The organism is Cupriavidus sp. WGlv3 (assembly GCF_023952475.1).
Classification (GTDB): domain Bacteria; phylum Pseudomonadota; class Gammaproteobacteria; order Burkholderiales; family Burkholderiaceae; genus Cupriavidus; species Cupriavidus phytorum.
Window position 1 is genome coordinate 57994 of the sequence record NZ_JALHRX010000016.1, and the last position, 25023, is coordinate 83016.

Genomic DNA, 25023 nt, shown 5'->3' on the forward strand with positions numbered 1-25023 from the left:
ATCACAGGCCAAAATCAGCCCCACCGAAAATTTTCCTTGAAATGAGATCGATTCCCATTTACCATTCGATCACTGCCTGACGCACGGTGTACCGAAACAAGCACCGGACGAAGCGGGCAGCCCGGCCCGTCTGGCACCGCGCGGCACGCGACGGCAGCCAGCGCTGGCAGGCATGACAGATTTCCGGATGCCGCCCCCGCGGCCTTCGATACCGACTTTTGTGGGGACCGCTCCGTCACGCGGAGCGTTTGGTAGTAGCCAGTCTCCGGAAGATCGGGAAAGCAACCAGACCCCGCTTTCCCGATCGCGTCTTCCGGCGGCAAGCCAGGCCACCTTTTTATTCCGCGCGCCGTGCAGGCACGTCGCGCCGCCAGGGACGGGAGCGCCAGCGCCCGGCCGGCCCTGGCGCTTCCCGCCTGAAATTCCGCCAAGCCACTGACGCCGTGCCCCGTGCGGCGCCAGGCCGGGCGCCGCCCTGACTGCGGGGCGCCAGCCGCAGCATGCCTATGCCATCCGCCATGTCATCCGAGAGCACCAACCCGATCCATCTCAAGCGCGCCGGCCTGAAGGCGACGTCGCCGCGGATGCGCATCCTCGAAGTGTTCCGCACCAGCGCCAGACGCCACCTGAGCGCGGAAGATGTCTATCGCATCCTGCTGACGCAGGACGAGGATGCCGGGCTGTCGACGGTCTACCGCGTGCTCAACCAGCTGGTGCAGGCCGATATCCTGCTGCGCCACAGCTTCGAGTCGGACCACGCCGTATTTGAACTGAACGAAGGCGGTCACCACGACCACCTGATCTGCGTGGCGTGCGGCCGCGTGGAGGAATTCCGCGACGAGAGCATCGAGCAGCGCCAGCGCCAGGTCGCCGCCGACAACGCCTTTGTGCTGCGCGAGCATATGCTGGTGCTGTATGGCGTGTGCCCGCAATGCCGTGCCGACGCCGCCGACGCAGAGCGCGTGCCGGAACTGCCGGCCAGCGCCTGATTCCGCCGCCCCTCGCCGCATGTTGCGCGCCTGACGGAGCCATTCATGGAGCGCCTGACCAAACCCTTGTCCGAACTGAAGCACCTGATCAACCTGTGCCTGCGCCAGGAACCCGGCTGCCAGGACTGCCAGCTGCGCGCGGTGTGCGTGCACCGCCCGGACCACACCGGCTGCAACTGGAGCGCCGAAGTCGATTTTCCCGAACGCAGCGAAGCCGACGCCGTGCGCCACTGGCGCCAGGCCCGTCGCGTGGTGATGATGGTGCGCGAGCAGTACAACGTAGGCACCGCCGCGCAGGCCTGAACCGGCCGCGCAGTCAGATATCGAGTTGTGCCACCGTGATGCCTAGCGCTGCGGCAATCCGTCCGCGCGATGTCTTGCGCAGGCGGGCACTGTTTTCCTGCTGTGCGTAGGCAGGCTGCGAGATGCCAAGCCGCGCGGCGACTTCCGCCTGCGTCAGGCCAAGATGTTCGCGCCAGGCACGCAGCGGGGGTACGTCATCGATTAGCACGCGCCGGACCACGGCATGCGGGATCAGGTCCGCGACTTGGGCAAATTGCGTGAGGTAATCGCCGTACGGGATCACGACAAAGGCCGGCTTGCCGTCCGCCCCGACGATCGTCTGGATGTTAGTAGGTGCGTTCATCCCGTCTCTTGACTTCCTGAATTTCCACGATTCGTATCGCACCGTCCCAGTTGAACAGTACGCGGGCATGACCGACCAGCGCTTTGACGTGCTGGCAGTTCGGCATGTATGCCAAGGCTTCCACCGCATCCACGATAGTGACGCGCACCGGCTTGTCGAGTCGTCGGACCTGTTTCGAGGCGCTTGCCGTCCAAAATATCGAGTTCATCACTCGAATATAAGGAAATTATAAGCTTTGTAGCGCGATCCGGCTGAATTATAAGTTTCTTCTCACACGGCCCAGCTCACCGGTGCGCGGCAGCGCCTGCAGCCTGTCGGGTTCCGGTCTGTACTGCCGTCCCGGGCCGCAACACCAGCCACACCGCCATGCCGATCAGCGCGCCGCCGGCGGCATGCGCCCATGACAGCGCCTCGCCCAGGAACAGCGCGCCCCAGACGATGCCGAACGGCGGGATCAGGAAGGTGACGGTGAGCGAGCGCACCGGACCCAGGTCGGCGATCAGCCGGTAATACAGGATGTAGGCCAGCGCCGTGCACAGCGTGCCCAGGCCCAGCATGGCCGCCCAGACGCCGGCGCCGGCGTCGGGCAGCGTGTTGTGGCGCCACAGCGCCGCGACGCAGAAAGGCAGCAGGAAGGCGCCAGCGCCGACCAGGCTGCCGGCGGCGACCAGCCGGCTGTCGAGCCCGCCGCGCTGCGTGATCCAGCGCCGCGCGAGAAAGCCCGAAAGCCCGTAGCAGGCGGTGGCGAACAGGCAGGCCAGCGCGCCGAGTAGCACTTCCGTGGAGAAGGCGACGGGCCCCGTGCGCGTCAGCACCGCGACCCCCGCCACCCCAAGCACCACTCCCATCGCCTTCGCGCGCGTCAGCGGTTCGGAGAAGGCGATGGCGCCGATCGCCACGCCCATCAGCGGGGTCATGGCGTTGAACACCGCCGAGTAACCGGCCGGCAGCCACAGCGCCGCCACGGCGTACATGGCGAACGGAATGCCGGAGTTGACCACGCCCAGCGCCAGCACAGCTGGCCATTTGCCTTGCATGTTCCAGCGCAGGCCCAGCAGCGGCAGGCACGCCGCCAGCGTCAGTGCGCCGATCAGCACGCGCACGAAGGCGGTCGGCACCGGCCCCAGCACCGGCGCGCCGATACGGATGAACAGGAAACTGCCGCCCCAGAGGGCGGCCAGAGCCAGCAGGCGGAGTAGGTCGAGCGGTTTCATCGGTCAGGCGAGGGGCACTCGCCGGCAAGATCAGCGATGCCGCATTGGACGCCGGGCCGGCGCTGACCGCAAGCCGGATTCGGACCTGTGGCCCGCTAGCCGCTCATCCGGGGCAGGAGCAACCTGCGGGATTGGCGACAGGTTGGCGGATCTACCTGAAGTTTGAGCGCCGTTTGCGGCACAATGTCATATAAAGGCGTCACATTCTTACTGCGAGCTTTCGTCGTCACCCCCCGCAGGAGGGGACGTGTTTCCGACGCGTGACAATCCGCATTCGATTAAATTAAAATCTGGTCTGCGCCAGAGTTAATTGACCCCTCCGACGCATTCCCGACAAGCCGCCAGGCCTCCTGGCGGCTTCTTTTTTTGTTCCGGTAAAATGCGCGCTGCCCGGCACACCGGCAGGCAACATCCCTGTTTGCGGGCTGCAGGCATCACATTGCCTGCATCCTGCGTCAACCGGCGCGGCGTCGGCCGCGTTGCCAGTCCACATGAAACGACAGTTCCTGGGCCTGCTGGCCCGCGTCTACGTCCTGCAATTCGCGCTGGAAGTCCCCGCCACCGTGGCCATGCTGGCCGACATGCTGCTGGAATACGGTTTCCAGGTTGATATCGGCTCGGTGCGTCCGCTGCTGCGCGCGCTGCAAATGGAAGGCTACCTGGAAAGCGTGCTGCGCGACGGCATCGGCCGGGTCTACCTGCTGACCGAACGCGGCCGCGAAGAACTGCAGGCCAGCCGCCAGCGCATCGACGAACTCTACCGCCGCCTGCACGCCGGCCTGCCCGCGACCGACCACGCGCAACGCTCCACCTGAACTGGGCCGGAATCGGCGCCGGCGGCGGCGCCGGCGTACCCGTTTCTGCGGGCAGCTGCTGGCGCCGCGGCGCCCGGCCCAACGGCCTTACTTCTTCTCCGCCTTCCCTTCGTAGCGCTTGCTCCATTCGGCCAGGATGCGGTCGCGGTGATCGCTGGCCCAGCGGAAGTCGTTCCTGATCAGGCGCTTCTCGTAGTCCGCCGGCAGCAGCGCGTCGGGCCTGGCGAGGCCCGGCACGGCCAGCACCGCGAAGTTCTTTTCATACAGCGCCATCGCCTCGCGCGACGCCGAGAAGTCGGCCAGCTTGCGCGCCGCGTCGAGATGCTTGGTGCCCTTGACGATGGCGGTCGCCTCGATGTCCCAGCCCAGGCCTTCGCTGGGCAGCACGATATCGATCGGCGCGCCTTCCTTCTTCGACTTCATGGCACGGTACTCGAACGCGATGCCGATCGGGAACTCACCCTGCGCGGCCATCTTGCACGGCTTGGAACCCGAGTGGGTGTACAGGCCGATGTTCTTGTGCAGGGCATCCATGTACTGCCAGCCCTTCTGCTCGCCCATCATCTGGAGCCATGCGCTGACGTCGAGGAAGCCCGTGCCCGACGAAGCCGGATGCGGCATCACCACCTTGCCGGCATAGACCGGCTTGGTCAGGTCGGCCCACGAGGCGGGCCTGGGCAGGCCCTGCTTCTGCGCCTCGACCGTGTTGAAGCAGATCGCCGCGCCCCACACGTCCATGCCGACCCATGCCGGCGGGTTGGCCGGGCTGCGGTACTTGGCATCGATCGCGGCCAGGTTCTTCGGCGCGTACGGTTCGAGCATGCCTTCCTTGTCGAGGATCGCCAGGCTGGAGCCGGCCAGGCCCCACACCGCGTCGGCGCGCGGCGCGGCCTTTTCCGCCAGCAGCTTGGCGGTGACGATGCCGGTGGAGTCGCGCACCCACTTGATCTCGATATCGGGATGCACTTTCTCGAACGCGGCCTTGTAGGCGGCGATCTGGTCGGCTTCGAGCGCGGTGTAGACGGTCAGCACGGTGGCGGCGGCGGCGTGACCGGCCAGCAGCGGCAGCGTGGCGGCGGCCACGGTTGCAATGGCCGCGGAAAGGCGGGTGATGCGGGACATTGGTTTCCTCCTTTGGAATCGGTCAGTGTGTCGGGCAGTGCAGCGGGATGACAAAACGGAAGGCTTAGCCGGCGCGCCAGCGCTGCGCGCGGCGCAGCCACCCGGCCGAGAGCGCGTGCAGCAACAGCGCGGCCAGCACGGCGGTCAGCAGGATCAGCGTCGACATCGCCGCAGCAGGCGCGGTATCGCCGGCATCGTCCATGTTCAGCACCGAGATCGCAGCCAGCACGGTGTCAGGGCTGTACAGGAAGATCACCGCCGAGACCGTGGTCATCGACGACACGAACAGGTAGCGGAAGATGTCGAGCAACGCCGGCAGGCACACCGGCACGGTCACGCGCCAGCACGTCAGCAGCGGGGCCACGCCCAGCGACAGTGCGGCGGCCTCGAACTCCTGGTCGAGCTGGCGCAGGGCGGCGGCCGCGGTCAGGTGGCCGGTGGTGTAGCAGTGCGCGACGTTGCACAGCACCAGCAGCGCCATGGTGCCGTACAGCGCGTGCAGCGGATTGCCGGGCGCGTTGAAGAAAAACACATAGCCCAGCCCCAGCACCAGGCCCGGCACCGCCATCGGCAGCAGAAAGCCCGCGCGCAGCACGCCATGCAGCCAGGCCGGCCCGCGCGTGCGCAGCGTCAGCCAGGCACCGAGGAAGATCGCCACGGTGCCGGCCAGCGCGGTCAGTACGGACAGCTTCAGGCTGTTGCGGTAGGCCAGCCAGCCGCCGCCGTCCATGTTGTCGAAGTCGTAGTGCGCCAGTGTCAGGCTCAGGTTGTACGGCCACAGCCTGACCAGCGAGGCGCCCACCGCGGTGACGACCACCGCCAGCAGCGCGGCGCTGACGGCCAGCACCAGCAGCAGGCAGGCGCTGTCGCGACCGCGCTCGGGCGCCGGCACGTATACCTGCGCGCGGCTGCCAAGCTGCGTGCGCTGGCGCCGCTGCAGCGCCATATCGACGGCAAAGGTCAGCAGCGCGGGGGCCAGCAGCAGCATGCCGATCAGCGCGCCACGGTCGAACTGCTGCTGCCCCACCACGGCCTTGTACGCCTCGAGCGCCAGCACCGGGTAGCCGCCGCCCACCACCTTGGGCACGCCGAAGTCCGTGATCACCAGCGTCAGCACCAGGCAGGCCGCGGCGAACAGGCCCTGGCGGGCGCCCGGCAGCGTCACTGTGTGGAAGGTGCGCCACGGGCCGGCGCCCATGGCGCGCGCCGCTTCATAGAGGCGCGCATCGGCCAGCGACAGCGTCGCCACCAGCACCATCAGCGCATGCGGGAAGGTGTAGAAGGCCTCGCCCAGCACGATGCCCCAGAAGCCGTAGATGCCGCCCGGGCCGAAGGCGCCGCGGAAGATGCCCTGGTTGCCGAACAGGTAGACCAGCGCGATCGCCGGCAGCAGCGACGGCGCGAACAGCGGCAGCAGCGCAATGCCGCGCCACAGCGGCCGCAGTGCGATGCAGGAACGCTGCAGCGCATAGGCAAAGCCGAACGCCAGCGGCACCACCAGCGCCACCACCGTCAGCGACACCGCCACGCTGCGCCCCAGCATCGGCAGGAAGTTGGGGCCGGATACCAGCGCGGCCATGCGCGCGCCCAGCACCCACTGGCCCGCGCCATCGAACCAGGCCTGGCGGAACAGCGCCAGCAACGGCAGCAGCAGGCCCACGGCAAGCCCGGCCAGCCACAGCCACTTCATCGCGGCAGGGGCGCCGTGCGCCAGCCGCGCGGCCAGGCCGGTGCCGCGCTGCCGGGACGCCGGTGCCTGCGCCGGCAGCAAGGCGGTGGCGGCGCGCATCATGCGAACACCCGCAGCGCCGGCGCCGGCAAGGCAATCCAGAACTTGTGGCCACCCGCCTCCGGCAGCCGGTGCCGCGCCTCGCGCGCCACGTCGGCAAACAGCGTCAGGCCAGGCATGCGGTCGGCTTCCAGCGCCAGACGATAGCGATTGCCGAGGTAGGTCTGGTCGACCACGCGCGCCAGCAGCCGGTTGGGCTCGGCGGGGTCCGGGTCCAGCCGCACGGCCTCCGGCCGGCAGCACAGCCGGCCGGCGCCAGCCGGCGGCTGCGGCGCGTCGACCTGCAACTCGACCGCCTGGCTGCCTTCGCCGATCGTGAAGCGCCCGGCCGGCGCGCTGTGTCCGGGCAGCCAGTTGGCCTGACCGACAAAGCCGGCGACAAAGGCCGACGCGGGCTGTTCGTAGATTTCGGCGGGCGTGCCCGCCTGCACGATGCGCCCGCCATCCATCACCGCGATGCGGTCGGCCATGGTCATGGCCTCTTCCTGGTCGTGCGTGACCATCACGGTGGTGATGTTCAGGCGGCGCTGCAGCTGGCGCAGTTCCACGCGCAGGTGCTCGCGCACGCGCGCGTCGAGCGCCGACATCGGCTCGTCCAGCAACAGCAGCGACGGCGCCGGCGCGAGTGCGCGGGCCATCGCCACGCGCTGCTGCTGGCCGCCGGAAAGCTGCCCCGGGAACTTGCGTTCGCTGCCGGCCAGGCCGACCAGGTCGAGCATTTCGGCCACGCGCGCGTCGCGGTGCGCGCGCCCCATGCCACGCCCGTGCAGGCCGTAGGCGACGTTCTGCGCCACGGTCAGGTTGGGAAACAGCGCGTAGGACTGGAACAGGATGCCGTAGTCGCGCGCCTGCGGCGGCAGGCCGGTCAGTTCGCGCGCCCCGGCGTGGATGCGGCCGGCGTCCTCGCACTCCAGCCCGGCGATGATGCGCAGCAGCGTGGTCTTGCCGCAGCCGGACGGGCCCAGCAGGCACAGCAGCTCGCCCTGCCCCACCGACAGCGACACGCCATCCAGAGCAAGGAAGCCCCCCGAGCCGCCAAAGCGCTTGCTGACCTGCTCCACGGCCAGGAACGCCCTGCCCTGCGTTGGCTTGCCTGCCTGCATCACCGAACCTCCCTGCATCTCGATCGAACCGGCCGCCAGCATAGGCAGCGCAGATGCCAGCCATATGGCAGATCGGCAAAGGTTTTCGATGGAGTTATCGGAGGATTTGGGATGCGGCGCGCAGGCGCTCTCAGGCCTGTTGCGTTGTGGGCGCCGGGGGGATGTCGGCCGTATCCGGCACTGTCAGCGGCTTGCGCAGCACATCGCGCAGCGCCTGCTGCGGCACGCCCTGGCTGAACAGGAAGCCCTGCAGCCCGTCGCATCCCTGCGCGCGCAGGAAGGCGAACTGCGCCGCGGTTTCCACCCCTTCGGCGATCACCTTGAGATGCAGCTGGTGGCCCAGCGCAATGATCGCCGCGGCCACGGCCTGGTCGTGGCCCGGCGTGGCCACGCCGTCGACGAAGGACTTGTCGATTTTGAGCCGGCTGATCGGCAAACGGGTCAGGTAATTGAGCCCGGAATAGCCGGTGCCGAAGTCGTCGATCGACAACCCCACGCCCAGTTCGCGCAGGCGGCGGAAGGTCTCGATGGTGGTCTCGCCGCCATCGACCAGGATGCCCTCGGTGACTTCGATCACCAGCCCCTGGGGCGGCAGGCCGGCCTGCTGCAGGCAGCGCGCCACGGTGTCGGGGAAGTCGGCCTGGCGCAGCTGCAGCGGCGAGATATTGACCGCCACCTCGAGCTCGCGGCCCAGTTCCTTGCGCAAGGCCTGGATCTCGCGGCAGGCGGTGGCCAGGGCCCATTCGCCGAGCGGCACCACCAGGCCGCTCTGCTCGGCAATGGGGATGAACTCGGCCGGCTGCATCATGCCGCGCTCGGCGGTCTCCCAGGTGATCAGCGCCTCGACCGCGGGGATGGTCAGCGTGGCGGTATCGACGATCGGCTGGTAGCGCAGCCGGAATTCGTTGCCGGCCAGGGCGCGCCGCAGCAGGCCTTCGATGGTGAAGCGCGTCAGCGAGGCCTCGGCCATGGCGCTGGCAAAGCGGCACAGGCGCGCGCGTCCGCCCTGCTTGGCGGCGTAGACCGCGGAGTCGGCCGACTTGAGCAGTTCGGTCAGCGTGTCGCCGTCGTCGGGGAACACCGCCATGCCGATCGACGGCGTCACGCGCAGGCGCAGGCCACCGGCCACCAGTTCTTCATTGACGCGCGCCTGGATCTTGGCGGCGATCAGCTCGGCTTCGCTGTCGTGGCGCAGGCCGGCCAGCACCACGCCGAACTCGTCGCCGCCCATGCGCGCCACCAGGTCGCCCTGGCGCACCGTGCCCTTGATGCGGTCGGCCATGGTGCGCAGCACGTCGTCGCCCACCGGGTGGCCGAGCGAATCGTTGATGCGCTTGAAGTGATCCAGGTCGAGCAGCAGCAGCGCGACGCGCTCGCCGCGGGTGCGCGCGTGCAGCAGCAAGGCCTGGGCGCGCTCGCTCAGTTCGGCGCGGTTGGGCAGGCCGGTCAGCGGATCGTGCAGCGCCAGGTGCCGGATGTACTCGTCCACGCGCAGGCGCTCGGTCAGGTCATGGCCGATCGCCTGGTAGCCGGTCGGCGCGGCGGTTGCAGTCATCTGCAGCGCCGACACCGCCAGCCGCACCGGCATGCGCGAGCCGCCCTTGCGCACCCAGGTCCATTCGCGTTCATCGGTCAGCCCCAGCCGGGGCTTGGCCAGCAGCGCGGGCAGTCCCGGCGGCACCGGCGCGCCCAGCTCGGCGCTGAGCGCGCGCGCGTGATCGGCCAGCTCAGTGGCGACATGCAGGCCGGTCATGGGCATGTGGCCGACCAGTTCGGCGCTGCTGTACCACAGCATGCGCTGGCCGGCCGCGTTGATGCCGGTGATCAGGCCGTGCTCGTCGAAGGTGATGACGCAGAAGGCGGCATGGTCGAGCAGTCCGGCATAGCGCGCCGCCTGCACCGCGGCGGCGTCCTGTGCGCGCCGCTCGGGCGCGAGGTCGGTGATCGCCCACAGCCAGTGCGGCGCGACGCCGTCGGCGGCGGGCAGACGCGCGACGCTGACGCGCAGCGCGAAGCTGTCGCCGTCGGCACGCACGCCGGCCAGTTCGCGGTGGATCGCGGAACCCGTGGCGGCGTCCGCGGGCACCACGCCGGTGGCGCCGGGAATCAGCGCGTCCAGGCTGCGTCCGGCCAGGCGCGTGGCCTCGGTGCCGAACAGTTGCCCGGCGCGCTCGCTGGCGCGCATCACCACGCCCTGCGCATCGGTCACGACAAAGCCGTCGGCGGACTGCGCCAGGCAGGCCTGCAGCATGGCGCTGTCGTCTTCCCAGGCGTGCACGGCCCGCGCCTCGCGCTGGCGCGCGGCGCGGCCCTGGCGCGCCAGCGCATGGGTCAGCCAGGCCAGCAGCAGCGTCGCCAGCGCACCCGCGGCCGGGACCAGCAACGCGGGCCGCGGACCATGCGCGGCTTCGAAGGCCGGACGGGTAGCGGCGCGCAGCGTCCAGCTGCGGCCACCGTAGTGGAACTGGCGCTCGCCCCGCAGCTGCGGGGCGCTGCCGTCCTCGCGCAGCTCGCCCTCGGTGGGGCCGCCCGACAGCAGCGCGCCGGCGGCGGCGGGGCCGCCCTCGAGCAGCGACAACTCGAGTTCGTTCGACGCCGAGGCCCCGACCGCGCGCATCAGGTCGCCCAAACGCAGCGACAGGTAGACGTAGCCGAGCACGGCCTCGCGCCGCTGCGCCACCGTGCCGACCGGAGCACCGCCGCCATAGACCGGCAGGAACACCAGCGCGCCGCGCTGGCGCGCCACGGCCCCGGCCTCGCCGATCGGATCCAGGCCGGCGCTCAGGCGCGGCTCGCCGCTGTCGCGCGCGGCTTCGAGCGCGGCCCGGCGGGTGGGCTCGGACAGCATGTCGAAACCGGCGACGCGCATGCTGCGCCCGTCCAGCGGATCGATGTAGAGGATGGGCGCGTACAGCTCGCGCGCGCCGGCAGGATGGACGCTGTAATCGGCAAGGCCGTCGGCGCGGGCGGCCTGCACCAGTTGCGGCACCTGCCGTGGCGTGGCGAGCGGCGCATAGCCGATGGCCTGGGTGCCGGCCGGCAGGTCGTCACGCTGCGCGGTATAGAGGTAGTTGCGCCATTGCGCGCGCGTGGTGCCGGGATTGGCCGTCATCACCGCGGCCACGCCGCGCAGCAGCCGTTCGTTCTCGAGCATGCGCTCGCGCAATGCGCTGCCGGCTTGCGCCAGCAGCGCATCGAAGTGCTGCTGGGCGGCGCGGCGCTCGAGCCGGTCGGCCTGCAACCATGCCCCCGCCGTCAGCAGCGCGCCGCCGGCCGCGACCAGCAATGACAACAGGGCGGGAGAAAGCGAAGTCAGTCTCATGGTCGGTGGGTTCCGGCATGCGGCAGGGGCACCGCCCCTGCGCAGGCATGCCGCCACGCGGCCGGCCTTCGCCTTAGCGGGGGACTATACCGTGGCGCAGGCAGCGCGCACAGCCCCGCCGCGGCATGGCAAGCGGTGCGGGTGAAATGCCCGATGCCCCACCAAGGCAGGGGTATGGTAGGGTTGCACCCGAGACTCGACCTGCAGTTTGCGACAAGCCTGCGCCGTTCCTCGCTGCCCTTGCGCCCCCACTGCATCCGACATGCCCGTTTACACGCCCACGCTGAAAGCGCGCATTGCAATCATCACCACCGTGCTGGCCGCGGTGTTCGGCACCGGCATCGTACTGATCGCCCTGTATGACGCGCACAGCGATCTGCACGATGCGCTCGAGGGCCAGCAGGATTCCGTGGTCAAGCTGACCGCCAACCAGCTCGACACGGCCATGAACGACCGCATCCAGCTGCTGTCGCACCAGGCCGACCAGCTCGGCGGCCTGCTGGCGCAGGCGCATGGCGCGCAGGCCGCCGCGGCGCGGCAGCGCGCGCTGCAGGCGCTGTCCGCCGCGATCCCGGTGCCGGCGGCGTTCAACGCGCTGCTGGTCGCCGACCAGCACGGCAATGTCCTCAGCGACCAGGGCGACGACGCCGCAGTCAGCGACCGCGCCTACTTCCGCGAGGCCGCGCGCACCCTGGCCCCGGTGGTATCGCCGCCGATCCGCTCGCGCACCAGCGGCCAGATGGGCGTGCTGGTGGCGGTGCCGGTACTGTCGCCGCAGCGCGGCTTCCTGGGACTGGTGGGCGGATGGCTGGACCTGTCCAGTGCCAACTTCCTGGTCGACATCCTGCACAACCGGCTCGGCACCACCGGCTACTACTGCCTGGTATCGGCCGGGCGCGAGCCGGTCTACGTGCGCCATCCCGATCCCGCCCAGGCACGCCAGCCGGCCCGGCCCGTGGCCGATACCTGCGGCGAGGACGACAGCCCCGCGCCGCTGGAATTCCTGACGCCGGCGCGGCCGGTGATCGCGCGCTACCTGATGTCGAGCACCGGCTGGGAACTGGTGGCATTGCTGCCGGCGCGCGAGGCCTACGCGCCGCTGCGACAGATGCAGCAGCGCTTTCTTGGCATGGCAGGGGTGGCGATGGCAGGGGTGGCGCTGCTGATCTGGCTGGCGGTGCGGCGCCAGCTGACGCCGCTGTCGCGCCTGCACCGGGTGGTGTTGGCCAGCGCCAACGACCTGTCCGCGTTCGAGCGGCTGCCCACGCGCCAGCAGCGCGACGAGATCGGCGACCTGACGCGCGCCTTCATCAAGCTGATGCGCGACGTGCGCGAGCGCCGCCAGGCGCTGGACCGCAGCGAGCGGCGGCTGCGCGCGGTGACCGACACGCTGCCGTCGCTGCTGGCCTTTGTCGATACCGAAGCGCGCTATGTGTTCAACAACCTGGCCTATGAGCGGGTGTTCGGCCTGAAGCCCGAACAACTGCGCGGCAAGCCCATGCGCGAGGTACTAGGCGAGGCCCGCTTCGCGCGCGTGCGGCCGTTCCTGGAACGTGCGCTGGCCGGCAGCGCGGTGACCTTCGAAACCGAGGACGAGGGTCCCGACTACCACTGCATGGAGACCAGCCTGCGTCCGGAATGGAGCGCCGACGGCAGCGAAGTGGTGGGCGTGCATGTCCACGTGCAGGACATCACCCAGCGCAAGCTCGAAACCCAGCGCCTGGCGCGCATGTCGCGCACCGACCATCTGACGCAGCTGCTCAACCGCAGTGCCTTCGAAGGCCTGCTGCACGCGGCCACGGCGCGCAGCCGCGAGCTGGGCACGCTGATGGCGCTGCTGTATCTGGACATGGACCGCTTCAAGGCCGTCAACGATATCCACGGCCACGCCGCCGGCGACCTGCTGCTGCAGGACTTCGCCCAGCGCGTGCGCCACTGCGTGCGCGACAGCGATACCGTGGCCCGGCTGGGCGGCGACGAGTTCGCCGTGGTGCTGGAAGACCTGCCCCAGCCCGCGGCGGCACGCCGCGTGGCGCAGGCAATCCTGCAGGCAATGGATGTCCCGTTCAGCTTCGAGGGCGTGCACGCCGACGTCGACGTCAGCATCGGCGTGGCGCTGTACCGCGGCGGCCCGGCGCAGGACCACGAGCTGATGCGGCTCGCGGACGTACTGCTATACCGCGCCAAGGGCGCGGGCCGCGGCCGCTACGAGATCGGCCCGCCCGAACTGGCGGACGAACCCAGCCCTCAGCACGCGGGCCCGTCCGCGGCTCAGTGAAGCGTGCCGGCGGGCTTGTCCGGCACCGCGCCGGCCGCGCCCTCGGGCTCGAACGGCACGTGGCGGCCGTCGCTGGACTGGTAGCCGAGCTGGGCATCGGCGCCCAGCATCTTTTCCCAGGCGATCATGGCCTGGGCGACGGCCTCGGGCGCGCCCTTGAACACCACCACGTCGTTGCCGCAGTTCGGGCATTCGCCGCCGAACACCGCGTCGATGCCGGGCAGGCCCGGCACGTCGAGCGCGTCGAACTGCGCGAAGCCGGTCTTGCAGTGCCCGCATACCAGTTGGGCGGGGCGCAAGGCCTCGATCTTTGCGCGTGCCTGTGCCGCACGCTCCTCGGGGGTTCCCCGCCGTTTTGCCTCGCCCATGATGTCCTTCCTTCCCCGTGCTGCCGGTGTGTGGTTTGCAGCGGCCGGCCGCTCTGGCCGGTGCCGTGCCTGTTAGATGCGCAATGCGGGCCGGTGGTGCCCCGGACCATGGCGCAGGTGACGGCCGCGCTGCCTGCGCGCCGGCGCCTGCCTGCCGCGCCTACCCGGCATTGTAACCAGCGCGGCGCTGCAAATACCGGGCCGACAGGAAGCGGCAGCGCCTGCTATTGTGGATAACGATGCCCCGTGCGGGCGCGGATGCGCCGCCTGCCGCACCGCGGGCATGCCGGTTCCATCCACCTACCCCCGAAGGAGGACGTTCCATGATCCGACCCACCGTGCAGGAAAACGCCGCCCGCTACGCCGACTGCATTGCCGCCTGCAATGCCGCGGCGGCGGCCGCCCTCAAGTGCGCGGCCGCCTGCCTGGAAGAACAGGACGTGCGCAAGATGGCGCGCTGCATTGCGCTGGACATGGATTGCGCCGGCATCGCCCAGCTGGCCGCGTCCTACATGCTGCGCAACAGCGAGTTCGCGCCGCTGGTGTGCGAGGACTGCGCCGAGGTCTGCAAGTGGTGCAAGGAGGAATGCGAGCGCCATGATGCCGAGCACTGCCAGGAATGCGCGCGCGCCTGCGCCGTCTGCATGGAGCAGTGCCTGAAAATGACCGCGTAGCGCGAGCGCGCTCGGGCGCCGCCTCGGTCAGTCGCCGCCGGGTCCCTGCCCCGGCGGCGAATCCGCCAGCGCGACGAAGGCATCGATCAGCCGCGCGCCGCGCCGCTCACGCAGGCAATACAGGTATTCGTGCAGGCACGGCGCGGCATCGGTGAAGCCCAGCACGCGCAGGTCAGGATGGCTCGGCACCTCATGCCGGGCGATCACCGAAACGCCCAGGTTGCGGATTACCGCTTCGCGGATCGATTCCCGGCTGCCGATTTCCATCTGCGCTGCGGGGCTGACGCGGGCCTGCGCCAGCATGTCCTCGGTGGCGATGCGCGTGGTCGATGCCAGTTCGCGCATCAGCAGCCGGCAGCCCGCCAGCGCGCTCACCGGCACTTCGGTATGCCCGGCCAGCGCATGGGTACGATGCACCACCAGCATCAGCGGATCCACGCCCAGCAGCATGCGCGACAGGCGCGCATCGTCGACGCGCTGCGACGAGGTGGCGAGGTCGACGCGATATTCCCGCAGCGCCTCCAGCACCTCCTGCGAATTGCCCGTGACCACGCTGACGTCGATCGCCGGGAAACGCTCGCTGAAGCGGCGGATCAGTTCCAGCACGTAGTAAGGCGCGGTGGCGCCCACGCGCAGGCTGCCGGTGCGCAGGTCGCCAGAATGGCGCAGGAAGAAATCGATCTCGGTTTCCTGCTGCACCAGCGCCTCGACCCGCGGCAGCAGTGCCAGACCGGCGTCGGACAGCGCCAGCCGGCGCCCGCCGCGATGGAACAGCTCGACCCCGTAGGCCTCTTCCAGCGCGCGGATCTGCGCGGTGATGGTGGGCTGCGACAGGCCCAGGCGCTTGGCCGCCTGCGTGACGCTGCCGATGCGGGCCACCATGAAGAAGGATTTGAGCTGGGCGATGAGCATGCGGCGGAAGTTGTCGCGATAGCCGGCAATACGGCAAGACAGCGGGGCGCGGGCACCCGCCTTGGCGAAGCGGTATTCTAATGGACCGCACCATGCCCTCCGGCCCAGCCGTCCGCCGCCTTGCCAAGGAGCCAGCCCATGCCAGACCCGTCCACCGCCGCCACCCGCATCGAAAAAGACAGCCTGGGCGACGTGCCCGTGCCCGCCGAACATCTGTGGGGGGCGCAGACCGAACGCTCGCGCCAGAACTTCCGCATCGGCACCGAGAAGATGCCGCCCGCGCTGATCGAGGCCTTTGCCATCCTGAAGCTGTGCGCGGCGCGCGCCAACGGCGAACTGGGCGTGCTGCGGCCCGAACTGGCGCATGCCATCGAGCAGGCCGCCGCCGAGGTCATCGAAGGCCGCTGGCCCGACGAGTTCCCGCTGTCGGTCTGGCAGACCGGCTCGGGCACGCAGACCAACATGAACCTGAACGAGGTCATCGCCAACCGCGCGATCCAGTTGCTGGGCGGCGAGGTCGGCAGCAAGACCCCGGTGCACCCGAACGATCACGTCAACGCCAGCCAGTCGTCCAACGACAGCTTCCCCACCGCGATGCACATCGCCGCCACGCGCGCGATCCAGCAAGAACTGCTGCCCGCGCTGGAACAGTTGCAGCAGACTTTCGCGCGCAAGGTCGACGCCTTTGCGGATATCGTCAAGGTGGGCCGCACCCACCTGCAGGACGCGGTGCCGCTGACGCTGGGGCAGGAGTTCTCCGGCTACATGGCGCAGGTGGCCGATGCCCAGTCGCGCCTGCAGCAGGCCATGCTGCGCGCGATGCCGGTGGCGCAGGGCGGCACCGCGGTCGGCACCGGCCTGAACGCGCCGCACGGCTTTGCCGCCGCCTTTGCGCGCGCGCTGGCCGACTACACCGGCCTGCCGTTCGAGCCCGCGCCCAACCGTTATGCGCTGCAGGCCGCGCACGACGCGCTGGCCGACCTGTCGGGCGCGCTCAACACCACCGCCTCGTCATTCCTGAAGATCGCGCGCGACTTCATGCTGCTGGGGTCCGGCCCGCGCGCCGGCTTTGCCGAGCTGGTGCTGCCGGCCAACGAGCCGGGCTCGTCGATCATGCCGGGCAAGGTCAACCCGACCCAGGCCGAGGCGCTGGCGATGGTGTGCTGCCGCGTGATCGGCAACCACACCACGGTGACGCTGGCCAACGGCCTGGGCACGCTGGAGCTGAACGCCTACAAGCCGGTGATCATCTACAGCCTGCTGCAATCGGTCAGCCTGCTGGCCGGCGCGGCCTCGAGCTTTGCCGAGCATATGGTCGAGGGGGTCGAGGCCGACCGCGCACGCATCGCCGAACTGCTGGAGCGCTCGCTGATGCCGGTGACCGCGCTCAATCCGCATATCGGCTACGACCGCGCCGCCGAAATCGCCAAGCTCGCGGTCAAGCGCAACCTGTCGCTGCGCGAGGCGGCGATCGCCTCGGGGCATGTCACCGAGGCGCAGTTTGCCGAGTGGATCGATTTGAAGGGGATGACGCGCGAGGTGTAGCGCGCGAGGAGACACAACCGGGACGCCCGGCGCGGTTCCGCGCCGGGGCGGGCCGGCCTCAGCCGACGAAGGCCTTTTCCAGCACAAAATGGCCGGGATGGCTCATATTGCCTTCGGCAAAGCCGCGTGCTTCGAGGATGCCGCGCACGTCCTTCAGCATATCGGGGCTGCCGCACAGCATGATGCGGTCGTTCTCGGTCGAGAACGGCGCCACGCCGAGGCGATCGAACAGCTCGCCCGAGGCGATCAGGTCGGTGATACGGCCGCGGTTATCGAACTCTTCGCGGGTCACGGTCGGGAAGTACACCAGCTTCTCGCGCACCAGGTCGCCCAGGTGCTCGTGCTGCGGCAGGTGTTCCTGGATCAGTTCGCGGTAGGCCAGCTCTTCGACGAAGCGGCAGGTGTGGGTCAGCACGACCTTGTCGTAGCGCTCGTAGACGTCCGGGTCGCGGATGATCGACAGGAACGGCGCCAGGCCGGTGCCGGTGGCCAGCAACCACAGGGTCTTGCCGGGCAGCAGGTTGTCCACCAGCAGCGTGCCGGTCGGCTTCTTGCCGACGTAGATCTGGTCGCCCTCGCGCAGGTGCTGCAGGCGCGAGGTCAGCGGGCCGTCGGGCACCTTGATGCTGAAGAATTCCAGTGTCTCTTCGTAGTTGGCGCTGGCGATGCTGTAGGCGCGCAGCAGCGGGCGGCCATTCACTTCCAGGCCGACCATCGCGAACTGGCCGTTTTCAAAGCGGAAACCGGGGTCGCGCGTGCAGGTAAAGCTGAAAAGGGTGTCGGTCCAGTGATGGACGGAAAGGATGGATTGCTGGTTCAGATTACTCATGGCAAGACGCGGAATGCAGCGCAACGGCGCGCCAAAAAAATGGCTGGGAAGGAAGCGATCTTAACGCAAGGCCCGGGTCGGCGCAGGCGGAGCCTGCAACGCCAGCAAGGGATTAGCGCCCGTCCGGCGCAGGTGAGGCGAAGCCATCACGTCCGGGATTGTTGATCAGCTTTGGCTAATCCTTTTTCCCGGCGGCCATTTATCCAGCGAGCGCCAACATCCATCATGCAGCCATTCCCAACCCACCAGGAAACTGCCATGACCGCCCTTCCCGCCACCTCCCGCCGTGCCGCGCTCGTCACCGGCGCCTCCCGCGGCATTGGCCGCGCCATTGCCTTGCGGCTGGCAGCCGACGGCTTTGACGTAGCCATCGGCTACGCCGGCAACGCCGCCCGCGCCGAAGAGACCGTCGCCGCGGCACGCGCGGCCGGCGCCAACGCCATCGCCGTCCAGGGCGACGTGGCGCGGGCGCCGGACGTGGCGCGCCTGTTCGATGCCGCGCAACAGGCCTTCGGCCGGCTCGACGTGGTGGTCAACAGCGCCGGCATCATGACGCTGAAGCCGGTGGCGCCGGCGGGCGTCGACGCCTTCGACCAGACCATCGCCACCAACCTGCGCGGCGCCTTCCTGGTGCTGGGCGAGGCCGCCGCGCGGCTGGGCCAGGGCGGACGGATCATCGCACTGTCGACCAGCGTGATTGCGCGCGCCTTCCCGGGCTACGGGCCGTATATCGCGGCCAAGGCGGGCGTCGAAGGGCTGGTGCAGGTGCTGGCCAACGAACTGCGCGGCCGCGGCATCACCGTCAACGCGGTGGCGCCGGGCCCGGTCGCGACCGACCTGTTCTTCGACGGCAAATCAGAGGAGCAGGTGGCGCAGCTGGCGAAACTGGCGCCGCTGGAGCGGCTCGGCACGCCCGACGACATTGCCGGAGCGGTGGCCTTCCTGGCGGGGCCGGACGGCGCGTGGGTCAATGCACAGGTACTGCGCGCCAATGGCGGCTATGCCTGAAGCCTCGAGGTCCCGGCTTCACCCGCCGGGCATGAGCGCGCCGGACAGTTCGCAGCGCTGGCGCGCCAGCGCTTCGCGCGAATAGCCGTGGCGCACACGCAGCTGGTGCTCGACGGCGTCGGCCTGGTCCAGGCACGCGAACACCAGGTCGTCCTTGACGCGTTGCGACACGCCCTTCAGGCGCGGCGCCTCGTATGCGACCTGGCGCGCGCGGCAGCGCAGGAACAGCAGGGTTTCCTGGGAAGCGATGATCAGCTGGTCATGCTCGATCCGCTTGCAGTCGACCAGGTCCTGGGCGGAGGCGCTGGCGCCGGCAAAGAACAAAGGCAGGCACAGCCATCGGCGCAACGAGCGGTGCATGGCAAACGGGGGCGCAGTAGGCCAGTTGAGGGTCCGGCTCGAATCATTGCCCAGACCCGCGCACAGTGCAAGCCGCAGTGCGTGCAACATCGCATTGCGGCGCGCGGCGGCGCCGGCGTGGCAGTATACGGGGGCCTGTCACCGCCGCCGTCTTTCTCTGATCATCCCCATGGACCTGAACGCCTTGCGCCTGTTCGTCGACATCGTCGACGCCGGCAACCTGAGCGCGGCCGCGCGCAAGCTCAAGATGACGCGCGCCAATGTCAGCTACCGGCTCAAGGCGCTGGAAGAAGAGCTGGGCGTGCAGCTGCTGCGCCGGACCACCCGCCACGTCGAGCCGACGCCGGTCGGCGCCGGGCTGTACGAGCACGGCCGCAATATCCTGGGCGAGGTCGCGGCGGCCAATGCGCTGATCAGCAACATGGGCAAGAGCCTGCAGGGCCATGTGCGGCTGTCGGTGCCCACCGGGTTGGGCCATTCGCTGCTGTCGCCGTTGCTGGTGCGGTTCAAGCAGCGCTACCCGGACATCACGCTGGATGTCGTGTTCGACAATCGCGTGCACAACCTGGTGTCCGAGGACGTGGAGGTGGCGCTGCGCATCATCTCGACGCCGCCCGATTCGGTGGTCGCCACCGAGATCGGCGCGGTCGACTGGATCGTCTGCGCCGCGCCCGCGTACCTTGCCGGCCACCCGGCGCCGCAGGCACTAGGCGGGCTGCAGTCGCATGCCATCGTGTGCGCGTCGCCGGTGGGGCAGAAGCTCAAGGCAGCGGGCTCGCGCGCAGGCGGCAACGATGGCGAGGTGCGCGAACAAGTGGTGCTCGAGCCCACGCTCAGCTCGGAGAACTTCGCCTTCCTGAAAGAGGCGGTGCTGGCCGGCCTGGGCGTCGGCATCTTCCCGATCTATGCGATCGGCGCGGAACTGGACAGCGGCGCGCTGGTGCCGCTGCTGTGCGACTACCGCATCAGCGTGTTCGGCAGCAAGCTCTACATGCTGACCATGCCCAACCGCTACCAGACCCTGGCCACGCGCTACCTGCTGAATTTCCTGAAGACCGAACTGCAGGCGGTGTGGCCGCGGCTGCACCGCTAGCAACAGGCCATCGCCATGGCGCCGGCGCACTATATTAGGAACACAAGGATAACCGTCGGCGCATCCGGAACCTAGGAGCAACCATGGCCCTGGCTAGTACGCTCGCTAACTGCCTGAGCAGCAAGAACACCCGTTACGACATCATCCGCCACCCCTACACCCTGAGCAGCATGGCCACGGCAGAGGCCGCGCACGTGCCCGGGGACCGGCTGGCCAAGACGCTGTTGCTGGAGGATGACCGCGGCTATGTCGCCGCTGTGATCCCTTCGAGCCATCACCTGCAGATGGCCGCCATCTGCGAACAGACCGGGCGCGACCTGGTGCTGGCGCACGAGGACGAGATCCGCGAGATATTCAAGGATTGCGACCTCGGCGCGATTCCGCCGGTGGCGATGGCATACGGCATGCAAACCTATGTGGACGACAGCCTGATGCAGCAGCCCGAAGTGTATTTCGAGGGCGGCGACCACCAGGACCTGGTGCATATGAGTGGCGACCAGTTCAAGCAACTGATGTCGGATGCGGGGCATGGGCAGTTCTCGCGCCGCATGATGTAAGCGGTGCGACGGCAACGGCCACCACGCGGGTCGCGGCCCGCGCGGTGGCCGTTTTGTGTTTTCAGCCGATCTGTGGCGATGGTCCGGCGCCACCTGCGGGCAACGCCGGCGCGCTGTCGTCCTTCAGGTCCACGCCGGAGCGCCCGAGCGCCGCCGCGCCGCAAAGCAGAAACACCAGCCGGTCGGCGGCCTGCGCATAGGGCAGCCCTTCCGGGCGCACGTTGGAGATGCAGTTGCGCTCGGCATCGGTGCGGCCGACGCGCGGTGCATAAGTCAGGTAGATGCCGAGGCTGTCGGGCGAACTCAGCCCGGGCCGCTCGCCGATCAGCATCACCACCTGGCGCGCGCCCAGGCGCTCGCCGATCTCGTCGCCCAGCGCCACGCGCGACTGCTCGGCCACCACCACCGGACCGATCTGCCAGTCCTGCGGCAGGCGCTGGCGCGCCGCCTGAAGCAGCGGCAGCGCATGGCGCTGCGTCGCCAGCGCGGACAGGCCATCGGCAATCACGAACACCACGTCCGGCGCCTGCCGCGGCCGCGCCGCGTCCAGCCGCGCGCGGCTGGCGTCGTCCAGGCGCCGGCCCAGGTCCGGGCGGCGCAGGTAATGCTCGCGGTCCGGCGCCGCGCTGTGCACCGCCGCGTGCGCCAGCCCGGCCGCATCCAGCGCCGCGGTGACCGCGCCCACCTCCAGCGTCAGGTGCACCGCATCGCGCGCCTGCGCATGGGCGAGGCCGAACGCCAGCACGGCGTCGGTGGGCTGGCTGTGGCCGGTGCGGCCCAGCGCGATGCGCGCGCGCGTGAAGCGGCGCAGCCGTTGCCACGGGTCGGCTTCGGCCGCGGCGGCGGGGTCGGGCATGGCGGGAGCCTGGCGTTTGGCGGTCATCGCGGCTCCTTACAGGCTGTGGGCCATCTGCAGCAGCGGCTGGCGCGCGGCGGGCTCGAGCAGCCGGCCGGCGCCGTCGGCAATGTCCATGCGCTGCAGCCAGGCCTCGAATTCCGGCGCCGGGCGCAGCCCCAGCACTTCGCGCAGGTACAGCGCGTCGTGGAATGAGGTGCTCTGGTAGTTCAGCATGATGTCGTCGGCGCCGGGCACGCCCATGATGAAGTTGATGCCGGCCACGCCGAACAGCGTCAGCAGCGTGTCCATGTCATCCTGGTCGGCCTCGGCATGGTTGGTGTAGCAGACGTCGCAGCCCATCGGCACGCCCATCAGCTTGCCGCAGAAGTGGTCTTCCAGCCCGGCGCGGATAATCTGCTTGCCGTCGTACAGGTACTCCGGCCCGATAAAACCGACCACGGTATTGACCAGCAGCGGCGAGAACGCGCGCGCCACCGCATAGGCGCGCGCCTCCATGGTCTGCTGGTCGACGCCGTGGTGCGCGTCGGCCGACAGCGCACTGCCCTGCCCGGTCTCGAAGTACATCAGGTTGTCGCCCACGGTGCCGCGCGCCAGCGCCTGCGCGGCGTCGTGCGCCTCGGCCAGCAGTGACAGGCTGATGCCGAAGGCCGCATTGGCGCGCTCGCTGCCGGCCACGGACTGGAACACCAGGTCCACCGGCGCGCCCTGGCCGATCGCGCGCAGCGTGTTGGTGACATGGGTCAGCACGCAGGATTGCGTGGGGATGTCGAAGCGGCTGCGCAACTCGTCGATCATGCGCAGCAGCGAGACGATCGCGCCGAGGTTGTCCGAGGCCGGATTGACGCCGATGGTGGCATCGCCGCAGCCATAGAGCAGCCCGTCGATGATCGAGGCGGCGATGCCCTTGGGATCGTCGGTCGGATGGTTGGGCTGCAGCCGCACCGCCAGCCGGCCCGGCAGCCCCACCGTGCTGCGAAAGCGCGTGACCACCTGGCACTTGCGCGCCACCGCGACCAGGTCCTGGTTGCGCATCAGCTTGCTGACCGCCGCCGCCATTTCCGGCGTGATGCCGGGCGCCACCCGCGCCAGCATGGCGCTGTCGGTTTCATGCCGCAGCAGCCAGTTGCGCAGGTCGCCCACGGTGGTGGCATCGATCGCGGCAAAGGCGGCGGCGTCGTGGCGGTCGTGGATCAGACGCGTGACCTCGTCGTCTTCATAGGGCACCAGCGCCTCGTTCAGGAAGCGCGTCAGCGGCACCTCGGACAGTGCCAGCCGTGCCGCCATCCGCTCCTGTTCGCTTTGCGCGGCGAGGCCCGCCAGCGCGTCGCCGGAGCGCGCCGGGCTGGCCCTGGCCAGCAGCATGCGCAGGTCGGCAAAGACGTGGCGGTGGTTGCCGATGGTCTGGGTGTAGGCCATGGGTTGCGTTCCTTGCGTTCCTGTACCTGGGGACAATCGAAGACAGCACGGCGAGCGGCTGGCCGTGCACGATTCCCCCTAATATAGACACCCTTTGCGTGTGCCGATATGCCAACATCGGCACCAGGTCGCGGCGCGAGGTCACGGCGGCCGGGCGACCGAAGCAGCGACTGACGCAGCCATTACATCTGGATCGGCGAGAATCCAGGAATTCCTTTCAGCAAATTGCATGCCGGAGACACCAATGAAAGAGCCCGAACCGACCGTCACCCCGCGCCTGCCGCCGGCTGCGTGGTACAGCGTCGGCACCGTCGCCTACCTGCTGACCGCGCTGGCGCTCTGGACCGCGCTGCATGCCAACCTGGTGGCGGCGCTGCTGTCCGGGCTGCTGCTGTATTCGCTGGTGGACGTGCTGGCGCCGCGCCTGAAGCGCCTGCACCAGCGCCACGACGCGCTCGCGGTGGCGATCCTGTCGGCGCTGATCCTGCTGGGGCTGACGCTGGCGGGCTGGCTGCTGGTGCGCTTTGTCAGCGGCGAGGGCAATACCCTGGACGGCCTGCTCAACCACGTCGCCGACATCATCGACCGCTCGCGCGGGCAGCTGCCGCCGTGGGTCAGCGACGCGCTGCCCAATGGCGTCGACGAACTCGCCAACACGCTGATCGATACCCTGCGCGAGCACGCCGCGATGGCGCAGAAGCTGGGCGCCGAGGTGCTGCGCACGCTGGTGCATATCCTGATCGGCCTGGTGATCGGCGCGATGGTGGCGCTGTACCGGGCGGTGGCGCGGCCCAACCGGCGCCCGCTGGCGGCCGCGCTGGTGGCGCGCGCGCGCACGCTGCAGCAGGCGTTCTCGCAGTTCATCTTTGCGCAGATCCAGATCTCCACCATCAACACCGTGCTGACCGCGGTCTACCTGCTGCTGGTGCTGCCGCTGTTCGACGTGCACCTGCCGCTGAGCAAGACCCTGGTGGTGATTACCTTCGTCGCGGGCCTGCTGCCGGTGCTGGGCAACCTGATCTCGAACACGGCCATCGTGGTGGCCTCGCTGTCGGTATCGCTGCCGATCGCGGTGGCATCGCTGGTGTTCCTGGTGGTGATCCACAAGCTCGAATACTTCCTGAACGCGCGCATCATCGGCGCGCGCATCCAGGCCGCGGCGTGGGAACTGCTGATGGTGATGCTGCTGATGGAAACGCTGTTCGGCATCCCGGGCGTGATCGCCGGGCCGATCTTCTATGCGTACCTGAAGCGCGAGCTGGCCGGCGCCGGGCTGATCTGAATGCCGCGGCCGGCACGCCGGGCCGGTGGTAGGACCAATAAGCGGGCCTCTGACCCCTGTATTCAGGCCCCGTCGTGCTCCACGCGGCTGCGCACGAAGTCGATGTGGGTCTGCATCGCCGTGCGCGCCTCTTCCGGACGGCGCGCACAGATCGCATCGCACAGCGTGCGGTGCTGCAGCAACAGCAGGTCCGAGGCGCCGTCGTCCTGTTCGCGCAGGCCGGTGCCGTTGATGGTGATGTGTTCGCGCAGCATGCCGATCACGCTGGTATGCAGGTGCAGGAACATGGTGTTGTGCGAGGCCTGGGCGATGGCGTCATGCAGCTGCGCATCGGCATCGGCCTCGGCCTGCTTGTCGTCGGCGGTGCGCGCGCGTTCCAGTTCGGCCATCAGCGCACGGATGCGCCTGACATCGGCCGCGTCCGCGCGCAACGCCGCGAAGTAGGCCGTGGCGCCTTCCAGCACGCGGCGAAATTCCAGGATGTCTTCGCGCAGCGCGGGATGGTCCGCCACCAGCTGGCCCCACGGCGAGGCAATGCCGGCGCGCAGCTGGTCGGTGGCATAGACGCCCGCGCCGCGCCGGCTCTGCAGCAGGCCGCGCGCGGCCAGGCGCTGAATCGCCTCGCGCACGGTGTTGCGCGCCACCGCGTACTGTTCGGCCAGCACGCGCTCGGCCGGCAGCCGCGTGCCCGGCGGCCAGGTGCCGTCGAGCAGCGCGGTCTCCATGCGCCGCATCACCGACTCCACGCGTCCGCGGGTATGCCCGTGCCTGGCTGCCGTCATGCCGTGGTTCCTCGCTCCTGAACGTGCGCGGCCCGCGTTCTGAATTGGTCCAACCAATTT

General features: G+C 69.4%; 24 protein-coding genes. 10 read left to right on the plus strand and 14 right to left on the minus strand.

Features of this window, described 5'->3' with window-relative positions; all coding sequences use genetic code 11:
* Positions 1-500: 500 nt before the first annotated feature.
* Together fur and MKD38_RS22950 are read left to right on the plus strand one after the other, a co-directional pair.
* The gene (fur, locus tag MKD38_RS22945) at positions 501-989 is read left to right on the plus strand and encodes a ferric iron uptake transcriptional regulator (RefSeq protein ID WP_112776291.1); all 489 of its coding nucleotides are present in this window, start codon (positions 501-503) and stop codon (positions 987-989) included.
* 45 nt (positions 990-1034) lie between these two features.
* A complete protein-coding gene (locus MKD38_RS22950) occupies positions 1035-1292 on the plus strand; it encodes a hypothetical protein (protein ID WP_062804044.1) in 258 nt (85 codons plus the stop codon).
* Positions 1293-1305: 13 nt separating this feature from the next.
* On the opposite strand, the gene MKD38_RS22955 is transcribed toward MKD38_RS22950, so the two are convergent.
* The 3 genes from MKD38_RS22955 to MKD38_RS22965 all read right to left on the minus strand — a co-directional run bounded on the left by MKD38_RS22955 (position 1306) and on the right by MKD38_RS22965 (position 2849).
* The gene (locus MKD38_RS22955; RefSeq protein ID WP_252680358.1) at positions 1306-1635 is read right to left on the minus strand and encodes a helix-turn-helix domain-containing protein; all 330 of its coding nucleotides are present in this window, start codon (positions 1633-1635) and stop codon (positions 1306-1308) included.
* Positions 1619-1843, minus strand: coding sequence for a type II toxin-antitoxin system RelE family toxin (locus MKD38_RS22960; protein WP_252680360.1), 225 nt, complete (start codon positions 1841-1843; stop codon positions 1619-1621). The genes MKD38_RS22955 and MKD38_RS22960 overlap by 17 nt, the downstream gene beginning before the upstream one ends.
* Before the next feature lie 76 nt (positions 1844-1919).
* Complete coding sequence (locus tag MKD38_RS22965) at positions 1920-2849, minus strand: DMT family transporter (protein ID WP_252680362.1); 930 nt, start codon at positions 2847-2849, stop codon at positions 1920-1922.
* Between the two features lie 491 nt (positions 2850-3340).
* Here MKD38_RS22965 and MKD38_RS22970 point away from each other — a divergent pair, with 491 nt between their 5' ends.
* Positions 3341-3664 (plus strand): PadR family transcriptional regulator, encoded by a 324-nt coding sequence (locus tag MKD38_RS22970; protein WP_252680364.1) that lies wholly within the window; start codon positions 3341-3343, stop codon positions 3662-3664.
* An 87-nt stretch (positions 3665-3751) separates the two neighbouring features.
* Here the strand turns inward: MKD38_RS22970 and MKD38_RS22975 are convergent, their stop codons facing one another.
* The 4 genes from MKD38_RS22975 to MKD38_RS22990 form a co-directional block, all read right to left on the minus strand.
* The gene (locus MKD38_RS22975) at positions 3752-4786 is read right to left on the minus strand and encodes a putative 2-aminoethylphosphonate ABC transporter substrate-binding protein (protein ID WP_252680366.1); all 1035 of its coding nucleotides are present in this window, start codon (positions 4784-4786) and stop codon (positions 3752-3754) included.
* Positions 4787-4850: 64 nt separating this feature from the next.
* Positions 4851-6578 carry a putative 2-aminoethylphosphonate ABC transporter permease subunit gene (locus tag MKD38_RS22980; protein WP_252680368.1) on the minus strand — a complete coding sequence of 576 codons (1728 nt, stop codon included), beginning with the start codon at positions 6576-6578 and terminating at the stop codon, positions 4851-4853.
* A complete protein-coding gene (locus MKD38_RS22985) occupies positions 6575-7678 on the minus strand; it encodes a putative 2-aminoethylphosphonate ABC transporter ATP-binding protein (RefSeq protein ID WP_252680493.1) in 1104 nt (367 codons plus the stop codon). The genes MKD38_RS22980 and MKD38_RS22985 overlap by 4 nt, the downstream gene beginning before the upstream one ends.
* 130 nt (positions 7679-7808) lie before the next feature.
* Positions 7809-11000: a bifunctional diguanylate cyclase/phosphodiesterase gene (locus tag MKD38_RS22990; protein ID WP_252680370.1), complete on the minus strand. Its 3192-nt coding sequence runs from the start codon at positions 10998-11000 to the stop codon at positions 7809-7811.
* Positions 11001-11262: 262 nt separating this feature from the next.
* Here MKD38_RS22990 and MKD38_RS22995 point away from each other — a divergent pair, with 262 nt between their 5' ends.
* Positions 11263-13278, plus strand: a complete 2016-nt coding sequence (locus MKD38_RS22995) for a sensor domain-containing diguanylate cyclase (protein WP_252680372.1) — start codon at positions 11263-11265, stop codon at positions 13276-13278.
* Here MKD38_RS22995 and MKD38_RS23000 read toward each other — a convergent pair.
* Positions 13272-13646, minus strand: coding sequence for a hypothetical protein (locus MKD38_RS23000; protein WP_252680374.1), 375 nt, complete (start codon positions 13644-13646; stop codon positions 13272-13274). The genes MKD38_RS22995 and MKD38_RS23000 overlap by 7 nt on opposite strands.
* Before the next feature lie 323 nt (positions 13647-13969).
* Between MKD38_RS23000 and MKD38_RS23005 the strand changes: the two genes are divergently transcribed.
* On the plus strand, positions 13970-14320 hold the full coding sequence (locus MKD38_RS23005; protein ID WP_012354956.1) for a four-helix bundle copper-binding protein: 351 nt from the start codon (positions 13970-13972) through the stop codon (positions 14318-14320).
* A gap of 27 nt (positions 14321-14347) precedes the next feature.
* On the opposite strand, the gene MKD38_RS23010 is transcribed toward MKD38_RS23005, so the two are convergent.
* The gene (locus tag MKD38_RS23010; protein WP_252680376.1) at positions 14348-15232 is read right to left on the minus strand and encodes a LysR family transcriptional regulator; all 885 of its coding nucleotides are present in this window, start codon (positions 15230-15232) and stop codon (positions 14348-14350) included.
* A 138-nt stretch (positions 15233-15370) separates the two neighbouring features.
* Here MKD38_RS23010 and fumC point away from each other — a divergent pair, with 138 nt between their 5' ends.
* Complete coding sequence (fumC, locus tag MKD38_RS23015; RefSeq protein ID WP_252680377.1) at positions 15371-16777, plus strand: class II fumarate hydratase; 1407 nt, start codon at positions 15371-15373, stop codon at positions 16775-16777.
* A 58-nt stretch (positions 16778-16835) separates the two neighbouring features.
* On the opposite strand, the gene MKD38_RS23020 is transcribed toward fumC, so the two are convergent.
* The gene (locus MKD38_RS23020; protein ID WP_252680379.1) at positions 16836-17606 is read right to left on the minus strand and encodes a ferredoxin--NADP reductase; all 771 of its coding nucleotides are present in this window, start codon (positions 17604-17606) and stop codon (positions 16836-16838) included.
* A gap of 258 nt (positions 17607-17864) precedes the next feature.
* Here MKD38_RS23020 and MKD38_RS23025 point away from each other — a divergent pair, with 258 nt between their 5' ends.
* Complete coding sequence (locus tag MKD38_RS23025; protein ID WP_252680381.1) at positions 17865-18614, plus strand: SDR family oxidoreductase; 750 nt, start codon at positions 17865-17867, stop codon at positions 18612-18614.
* A gap of 18 nt (positions 18615-18632) precedes the next feature.
* Here the strand turns inward: MKD38_RS23025 and MKD38_RS23030 are convergent, their stop codons facing one another.
* Positions 18633-18974: a hypothetical protein gene (locus tag MKD38_RS23030; RefSeq protein ID WP_252680383.1), complete on the minus strand. Its 342-nt coding sequence runs from the start codon at positions 18972-18974 to the stop codon at positions 18633-18635.
* A gap of 169 nt (positions 18975-19143) precedes the next feature.
* Between MKD38_RS23030 and MKD38_RS23035 the strand changes: the two genes are divergently transcribed.
* Together MKD38_RS23035 and MKD38_RS23040 are read left to right on the plus strand one after the other, a co-directional pair.
* Positions 19144-20067, plus strand: a complete 924-nt coding sequence (locus tag MKD38_RS23035; RefSeq protein WP_252680385.1) for a LysR family transcriptional regulator — start codon at positions 19144-19146, stop codon at positions 20065-20067.
* Positions 20068-20150: 83 nt separating this feature from the next.
* Positions 20151-20624 carry an aminoacyl-tRNA deacylase gene (locus tag MKD38_RS23040; protein ID WP_252680387.1) on the plus strand — a complete coding sequence of 158 codons (474 nt, stop codon included), beginning with the start codon at positions 20151-20153 and terminating at the stop codon, positions 20622-20624.
* A 61-nt stretch (positions 20625-20685) separates the two neighbouring features.
* Here MKD38_RS23040 and eutC read toward each other — a convergent pair whose 3' ends face one another.
* Complete coding sequence (gene eutC / locus MKD38_RS23045; protein ID WP_252680389.1) at positions 20686-21507, minus strand: ethanolamine ammonia-lyase subunit EutC; 822 nt, start codon at positions 21505-21507, stop codon at positions 20686-20688.
* A gap of 9 nt (positions 21508-21516) precedes the next feature.
* Positions 21517-22899 (minus strand): ethanolamine ammonia-lyase subunit EutB, encoded by a 1383-nt coding sequence (locus MKD38_RS23050; protein WP_252680391.1) that lies wholly within the window; start codon positions 22897-22899, stop codon positions 21517-21519.
* Positions 22900-23143: 244 nt separating this feature from the next.
* Here MKD38_RS23050 and MKD38_RS23055 point away from each other — a divergent pair, with 244 nt between their 5' ends.
* Positions 23144-24181, plus strand: coding sequence for an AI-2E family transporter (locus MKD38_RS23055; RefSeq protein WP_252680393.1), 1038 nt, complete (start codon positions 23144-23146; stop codon positions 24179-24181).
* Between the two features lie 62 nt (positions 24182-24243).
* Here the strand turns inward: MKD38_RS23055 and MKD38_RS23060 are convergent, their stop codons facing one another.
* Positions 24244-24963, minus strand: a complete 720-nt coding sequence (locus tag MKD38_RS23060; RefSeq protein ID WP_252680395.1) for a FadR/GntR family transcriptional regulator — start codon at positions 24961-24963, stop codon at positions 24244-24246.
* Positions 24964-25023 lie beyond the last annotated feature (60 nt).

What these genes read in the sequence shown, in the direction of transcription:
- MKD38_RS22970 (WP_252680364.1), top strand. Translation starts at nt 3,341, where the DNA reads ATGAAACGACAGTTCCTGGGCCTGCTGGCCCGCGTCTACGTCCTGCAA.
- MKD38_RS23050 (WP_252680391.1), bottom strand. Translation starts at nt 22,899, where the DNA reads ATGGCCTACACCCAGACCATCGGCAACCACCGCCACGTCTTTGCCGAC.
- MKD38_RS23060 (WP_252680395.1), bottom strand. Translation starts at nt 24,963, where the DNA reads ATGACGGCAGCCAGGCACGGGCATACCCGCGGACGCGTGGAGTCGGTG.
- fur (WP_112776291.1), top strand. Translation starts at nt 501, where the DNA reads ATGCCTATGCCATCCGCCATGTCATCCGAGAGCACCAACCCGATCCAT.
- MKD38_RS22950 (WP_062804044.1), top strand. Translation starts at nt 1,035, where the DNA reads ATGGAGCGCCTGACCAAACCCTTGTCCGAACTGAAGCACCTGATCAAC.
- MKD38_RS23010 (WP_252680376.1), bottom strand. Translation starts at nt 15,232, where the DNA reads ATGCTCATCGCCCAGCTCAAATCCTTCTTCATGGTGGCCCGCATCGGC.
- MKD38_RS22975 (WP_252680366.1), bottom strand. Translation starts at nt 4,786, where the DNA reads ATGTCCCGCATCACCCGCCTTTCCGCGGCCATTGCAACCGTGGCCGCC.
- MKD38_RS22955 (WP_252680358.1), bottom strand. Translation starts at nt 1,635, where the DNA reads ATGAACGCACCTACTAACATCCAGACGATCGTCGGGGCGGACGGCAAG.
- MKD38_RS23030 (WP_252680383.1), bottom strand. Translation starts at nt 18,974, where the DNA reads ATGCACCGCTCGTTGCGCCGATGGCTGTGCCTGCCTTTGTTCTTTGCC.
- MKD38_RS22990 (WP_252680370.1), bottom strand. Translation starts at nt 11,000, where the DNA reads ATGAGACTGACTTCGCTTTCTCCCGCCCTGTTGTCATTGCTGGTCGCG.
- MKD38_RS23005 (WP_012354956.1), top strand. Translation starts at nt 13,970, where the DNA reads ATGATCCGACCCACCGTGCAGGAAAACGCCGCCCGCTACGCCGACTGC.
- MKD38_RS23035 (WP_252680385.1), top strand. Translation starts at nt 19,144, where the DNA reads ATGGACCTGAACGCCTTGCGCCTGTTCGTCGACATCGTCGACGCCGGC.
- MKD38_RS23000 (WP_252680374.1), bottom strand. Translation starts at nt 13,646, where the DNA reads ATGGGCGAGGCAAAACGGCGGGGAACCCCCGAGGAGCGTGCGGCACAG.
- MKD38_RS22960 (WP_252680360.1), bottom strand. Translation starts at nt 1,843, where the DNA reads ATGAACTCGATATTTTGGACGGCAAGCGCCTCGAAACAGGTCCGACGA.
- fumC (WP_252680377.1), top strand. Translation starts at nt 15,371, where the DNA reads ATGCCAGACCCGTCCACCGCCGCCACCCGCATCGAAAAAGACAGCCTG.
- MKD38_RS22980 (WP_252680368.1), bottom strand. Translation starts at nt 6,578, where the DNA reads ATGATGCGCGCCGCCACCGCCTTGCTGCCGGCGCAGGCACCGGCGTCC.
- MKD38_RS22995 (WP_252680372.1), top strand. Translation starts at nt 11,263, where the DNA reads ATGCCCGTTTACACGCCCACGCTGAAAGCGCGCATTGCAATCATCACC.
- MKD38_RS22965 (WP_252680362.1), bottom strand. Translation starts at nt 2,849, where the DNA reads ATGAAACCGCTCGACCTACTCCGCCTGCTGGCTCTGGCCGCCCTCTGG.
- MKD38_RS23020 (WP_252680379.1), bottom strand. Translation starts at nt 17,606, where the DNA reads ATGAGTAATCTGAACCAGCAATCCATCCTTTCCGTCCATCACTGGACC.
- MKD38_RS23055 (WP_252680393.1), top strand. Translation starts at nt 23,144, where the DNA reads ATGAAAGAGCCCGAACCGACCGTCACCCCGCGCCTGCCGCCGGCTGCG.
- MKD38_RS22985 (WP_252680493.1), bottom strand. Translation starts at nt 7,678, where the DNA reads ATGCAGGCAGGCAAGCCAACGCAGGGCAGGGCGTTCCTGGCCGTGGAG.
- MKD38_RS23040 (WP_252680387.1), top strand. Translation starts at nt 20,151, where the DNA reads ATGGCCCTGGCTAGTACGCTCGCTAACTGCCTGAGCAGCAAGAACACC.
- MKD38_RS23025 (WP_252680381.1), top strand. Translation starts at nt 17,865, where the DNA reads ATGACCGCCCTTCCCGCCACCTCCCGCCGTGCCGCGCTCGTCACCGGC.
- eutC (WP_252680389.1), bottom strand. Translation starts at nt 21,507, where the DNA reads ATGACCGCCAAACGCCAGGCTCCCGCCATGCCCGACCCCGCCGCCGCG.